Source organism: Porcibacter vitabionis, assembly GCF_046263795.1.
Classification (GTDB): domain Bacteria; phylum Bacillota; class Clostridia; order Lachnospirales; family Lachnospiraceae; genus Lachnocurva.
The window spans coordinates 1-5,863 of sequence record NZ_JBJYZD010000021.1 but is presented as its reverse complement, the minus strand read 5'-3'; the positions used below and the strand labels follow the sequence as shown (position 1 = coordinate 5,863).

Genomic DNA, 5,863 nt, shown 5'->3' with positions numbered 1-5,863 from the left:
TCTTATCTGGATGATCTTCTTCCCTGGTCCAAACGAATTCAGAAGAATTGTCTGAGCCAGATCAATAGGCCAAAAAAATCTTAAATTTTCAAAGTACAGATCTATTCTCAAGAAGCCCTGATTCTATCAGGGTTTTCTTTGATTAAATACTCATGTTTGAGGACTTACGGCATAAAAAACAGCCGTCCCCAATCTAAAAGGAACGGCTGGATCTTCTTTAGAAATGCTGATTTGAATTTTTATGCGGGCTGTTTGACCGCTAATTCCTTTACTTCATCAACGGTTAATCCTGAATATTGAGCTATTTTCTCATAGCTTCCATAGCCTTGCACATAACCGTCACTCCTTGATCATAGATGATATTACAAATAGGTGCATGACCTAACCACACCCCGCCTTAAGAGGATTGCCATCAAGGCGACCTTATCGGTCAAAAACATCAAGCGGACTTCTTTGAGTCCAGCTCCTTAATCTCATCTACAGTCAATCCGGTTGCTCTTGCAATGTCTTCGTAGGTGAATTTCTTCATACCTAGCATATTGTTAGCTATTTGCAGTGTATTTTCTCTAGCAGTTTCATTTCTCATATCTTCCATAGCCTTGCACATAACCGCCACTCCTTTCTTATCTTCTTTGAAATATCTAACCCGATCAGCCAGCACCTGATAGTACATATCCTTCGCCTCTATACAAGCGAAATCATGCATCAGCTTTCCGAGAGAAGTTTCATCTTTTATCTGCGAGTTCACATAGACGATAAGTTTATATTCGGATGACAGTGCCTGGCACCAGATATCTTCGTCCCGATTTTGATACGATACCGATTGCATCCGTTGCCTTTATCCACTGCTGAGGTGTCAATGTAAAAGCATTATCTCCAGATTCCGCTTTAAATCTATCGAATTCGATAGGTTTAAAATTGGAATTGTGAAGTTCACACACTTGCACGGATTATACTTTTGAATGCGTTCTCACAAATAATTCCGGCTGATATAAAAGCTCCATATTCTCAATGATCTTATCATGTGGCCATTCCCACCATTTAATCTTCAATAGTTCATCTATTATCTTTTCATCAAATCGATACTTAAGTATTTTCGCGGGAACTCCACCAACTATCGCATAAGCAGGAACATTCCGTGTCACTACAGCTCCCGCCGCAATCACAGCTCCATCCTTTATCTCAACTCCTGGAAGAATAATTACATTTGCTCCTATCCATACATCATTTCCTATAACCACCGGTTTATTGTTTCTTATATGGCTTCTTTCACACTTTACATTCTCATTGTGCTTTCCATACTTCCTAGCCATCTGCTCTACTTGCAAGTACATATCCCAATCCATAAACGTAGGATGATCCAACAGCGGAGAAGTCGTCACACAGTCAAGAGAATGATTGTCCCATATTCTTGCGGTCGAGTTTATTGAACAATATCTTCCGATTTCTGTGGCTCCTGGGAATGATTCCAGTAATTTCTCATAACCATACGTATATCTCCCTATTCTGCAATCCTTGTATAAAACATCTTCCTTATTTAGCTCCTCGCCACATACCGGATAATATATATTTTGTAGATCTATCCCCATCGATGTTAATGTATTGACAGCACTTTCATCATAGCCGCGTAGACTGATAATGAAATATGCTCTCTCTACATTTATCTTTTCAGGTTTTTTTACAACATACTCATCAATCCATCCGATTTTATCTGCTCTAATATCAATAAAACCTTCAAAACTAATGTCTGCTTCTTCAAGAATCGTCTTGATAATCCTGCCGCCCTCACCGGCCCCATATATCCATATATTGTCCTTTTCCAGCAGTCTATTTTTTATGTTGCTGATTTTTGAGCTGCATATTTTCAAAAAATCTTCGTTTGACAACAAGGTATAAGCTCCTCATAATTTTTCAACATTTCATAAATCAGTCATTCTCCGGAAGCCAGTCTGTTTATTGGCTCTCCCAGTCCGATGCTTTCACCATTATTCCAATGATATTCAGTATTCTCAGGAAAATCCAACTGTTCAAATAGTGTTTGACTATCTTCCCGAGAATTATCGAAAAGAAGCAGATGATCCAAATCCTCGGCAAACTGTCTGGCATATGAAAAATTCTCTATTTTCGGGTTATACATGATAACCAGTCCGCAGATTTTTTCCGCCCGCACTGACCTAAAATCAATATCCTCTTCATTTACCTCATCGTTTATAATATCCTTCATCGACAGATTGCCAAAGATAATATCTGTCACATCAATAATTTTTCCTTTTCGATGATGCTTACTGATATATTGGCGTGCGAACCGCTCTACCGCATTTGAGAGCACAAAAATCACATCGCATTCTCTTTCTCCGGGATCATAAACACGGTGTCCCGTACCAAGCGTTACTCCATGTTTTGCCGGGTACATATCATATACCCCGCTAAGATGCTCTGCATTTGAATCAAATCGCTGTAGAAAGGCCGTTCCACGATTCCCAGCACCCCAGAGCATCATCTATTTCCCATGATCAAGATAGTATTCAAGAAGATGACGTATTGTGTCACCGCTGCTATCCAGCCATTTGTATATCGATTGTATTGTCTCCATGATCGATGTTCTTACTATATCTTCAGTAATGCATCCGCATATAACTACTTAGTGTCAAAAAGGTTTCCCACCTTGCGTTCCAGTTCCCAGCGATAATAGTTGTCTATATCTTGTAACTGTACTGCCTCGTGATGCGCTTTTATTGTACCTAAATCAACTATTTTATTCTTCATTATCGGGTCATTTAATATTTCTTCCAGCTCAGGCTTGGGAGTAATTCCATCTTCCTCCATCATACTGATCTGTTTAAAATCAGATTTGCTGTAAGTGCCCCAGTTTAGTATCTTTGTAAAGAACACCTCATCTATGCCCAGCTGTCTACCCCATTTGACAAATAGAGGCATCTCGCGATAATTCATCCTTTGCACTACAAAGTTGAACCTTAAATACGACAGCTCACCGCACGATCTTAAGTGCGCAGCATACTCCATATTTTTCTGCAATACATTCCATCTGCCACCTCTCCTGATTTTCTCATATGTTTTCGGCGTAGCCGCATCGATAGATACTGTCATCATGATTTTGGCATCAGTATGCGACCTGAGTTCCTGCCACTTCTCTGGCGTAAACAGAAGACCATTTGTCAGCAATCTGAAATATTTGATGTTTTTCATGGTTGAACTATCATATATTGACTGGTAGGCTTTGGACATCAATACTTCTCCATCGCCAGCCATTATCAAAAATTCACATCCCGGTAATACATCACGCTTGAATACATCCGCAACCTGTTGAATTTTATTCTTTTCATCTCCTTCTGCAAACCTGTATTCCTCCCGACAGGTTATACATTTGAGATTGCACGTATAATCAAACCCTACAGATACTGTCCCGGGTGTTTGCTCCATTTTTTCATATGGCACAGAAAGTCGATAATCGGTACTTTGCGATCTTCCAATGAATAGAGGGCACATATCTGTTCTGCAGAAAGAATATGTCCTGTTGACATTTGACAGACACATAACCTTATGAACATTCGATTTCCATAAGGATGAAAAACTATGCTCACTGTTCATCTTACCGATATGATTATCAATGAAAGTGGAACAACAGCCTATCATGTCTCCACAATAACCTATTTCTGCATGGTTTAACATTGTAGTGCAGTTAAAATCATATACCTGACTTTCAAATATCGTCTGTCTCAGCATCCTGCTGGGACATGACACAAAATCATCGAATTCACAAAAATCAATTCCCGGCTTCAGATTCATCCCTGAAAGAAAATCTATAATATCCTTATTGTTTACAACAGAAACCACAACAAAATATTTTGACCAGTCTGAAATATCACCTGGTCGTACTATCTTATATCCATGAATATTATCTTCTTTGGAATATGAATCTATTACTTTTTCTACCGGAAACCATTTGTTCCGTCTGATGAAGGCCTCTCCCTTGCGACCGCACCCCCATATCAATAAGGGTCTATTCTCCGGGTTTACGATATTCTCATCAAGATCGTCGAAGAAATCCTCTTCATAAAAGAAATCCCTGCCATACTTATACCCCAGATTATTTAAAAATCTCGTTTTATCTGCTTTGTCAAAATCGCATACGATGATCGCATCAAAATCACGTCTGTTTGCTGCAATCTCAATATCCATTCTGGCAGGAAAGGAAAATATTTTTTTAAAATCATCTGCATTTTCATTCTCTGAGGCAAAACATTCAATAATATCCAAATCATCAAAAATATACAGGAAATCTTTTGAGACCCTGTTTACCCCATATAAAGCATACTTCAGGTTTTTATTCATGTTCTTTCCTCTCCAAGGCTGTCCTCAATACTTCCTCTAATGACACAATAGTGCAGCCACGTCCGACGCTAGTAGAAAGGCTTTCTTTTATCCTCTGATAGTCATATTGAACTGTTACAATTAACAGATCTGCATCAGGCAGTTTATCATCAGGTTTATAAATCTTTACATCAGGGTTCGTTCCGCCCTTATTATCTATCGCTGCTACCAGATTGACTTTTTCCTTTTTCAGCTGGTTCATAAGGTGCTTGCCCAGCATTCCAAGGCCATATATCATAACCCGATTTCCTGAACTATCTGGAAATCCGTATGATATCTTCTCATCATTTTCCATGAGGCGTATCCACTCATCCATGATTTCCCAGTAACCTTTATATCTATCGCATTTAAGCTGAAGCTCTCTGTTTTCATCGGATAAGATCTGCAACTGCTTCTTCGAATCATTATCTTGATTACTTGCTTTACCGCTTCTGGCATTTAATACAGCCTGCAAAAAACCATATCCATACTTTTCATCAGGCTCTAAGTACATCCCCTCTCCCCATTCGTTCCAGGCATTTATAAAAATAAAAGGAGCATGATTTTCACTGGCCTTTTCAATTATCTTACCCATCTGGTTTTCGAATAATTCCGGTCTACGACCATAGATCACTGTACCGCCGCGTTCTCTTCGCGGTGTATCGTCATATCCAGGAAAGGCACCCAGACACTGTCCTTCTTCTGTTGGTTTGTATATCAATCTGTCACTAATATCAGAATAATCTATTGCCAACATGACGTTCTTGTCATTCTGATATCTGGATGTGAAAAACCTGCTGATCGTGTCCTGAGGTTCCTGAAGTGTACTGCCAGACAAACCCTTTTTTTGATAATCCCTGGTATTAGTTCCTATAGAGAAAATTCCATCGAACCCATCTTCTCTAGCCAGTTCATTCCACACTTCAAGCATATCATAAATACACGAAATTTTGTCCGGCTTATAAATCATAAATACAGGTCTGTTTCCGACTCTGATATATCTGGAGTCTGTAAAGAATGGTCTTAAATAATCATAATGTTTTATCCAGTCTTGTCTTTTTCCATAATCCTGTTCCAGCAGAATTCCAGATTCGCCTTCTCCTGTATACTTCCTGTCAAATTTGGCTGACCATGGGTTACCCTCACCTTCTGACATTTTGCTCCAGGACCTAACCCAGGATTCATTAGCCCACGAAAAGCAGAACGGCATATCTATATCCTGCCATTTCAACAGATTCTCAGCAGGCTTTTCTAAGATCTTCCTTCCATCCTTAAAGTAGTAATGATAGAAGCACATGCCGTCTATGCCATACTTCTTCATCAGTTCTGCCTGCTGACGCATAACAGACTGATCCATCAGGTCATAGTAATGTAAGCGATTTATCTAAGGGCGGATTTACCGCCAACAGAAAGCCTCCTAAAATGTGAGATTGTAAGCATTTTACTCTATTCACTTGTGAGGAGGCTGACAATGAGTTCCAGAGCCCAAATC

The 5,863-nt window shown here is 39.4% G+C and carries 5 protein-coding genes and 1 pseudogene; all 6 read right to left on the bottom strand.

What is annotated here, in order from left to right; translation table 11 throughout:
• Positions 1-439 precede the first annotated feature (439 nt).
• A complete protein-coding gene (locus ACKX2L_RS11280) occupies positions 440-829 on the bottom strand; it encodes a hypothetical protein (protein ID WP_497553309.1) in 390 nt (129 codons plus the stop codon).
• A pseudogene (locus ACKX2L_RS11275) lies at positions 798-935 on the bottom strand (KilA-N domain-containing protein); the annotation flags it as partial. The gene ACKX2L_RS11280 and the pseudogene ACKX2L_RS11275, both read right to left, overlap by 32 nt.
• Before the next feature lie 15 nt (positions 936-950).
• Positions 951-1,886, bottom strand: a complete 936-nt coding sequence (locus ACKX2L_RS11270; RefSeq protein WP_497552154.1) for a CatB-related O-acetyltransferase — start codon at positions 1,884-1,886, stop codon at positions 951-953.
• A 44-nt stretch (positions 1,887-1,930) separates the two neighbouring features.
• Complete coding sequence (locus ACKX2L_RS11265) at positions 1,931-2,500, bottom strand: hypothetical protein (protein ID WP_497552155.1); 570 nt, start codon at positions 2,498-2,500, stop codon at positions 1,931-1,933.
• Positions 2,501-2,637: 137 nt separating this feature from the next.
• On the bottom strand, positions 2,638-4,353 hold the full coding sequence (locus ACKX2L_RS11260; protein ID WP_497552156.1) for a radical SAM protein: 1,716 nt from the start codon (positions 4,351-4,353) through the stop codon (positions 2,638-2,640).
• Positions 4,346-5,755 (bottom strand): glycoside hydrolase family 99-like domain-containing protein, encoded by a 1,410-nt coding sequence (locus tag ACKX2L_RS11255; RefSeq protein WP_497552157.1) that lies wholly within the window; start codon positions 5,753-5,755, stop codon positions 4,346-4,348. The genes ACKX2L_RS11260 and ACKX2L_RS11255 overlap by 8 nt, the downstream gene beginning before the upstream one ends.
• Between the last annotated feature and the right edge of the window lie 108 nt (positions 5,756-5,863).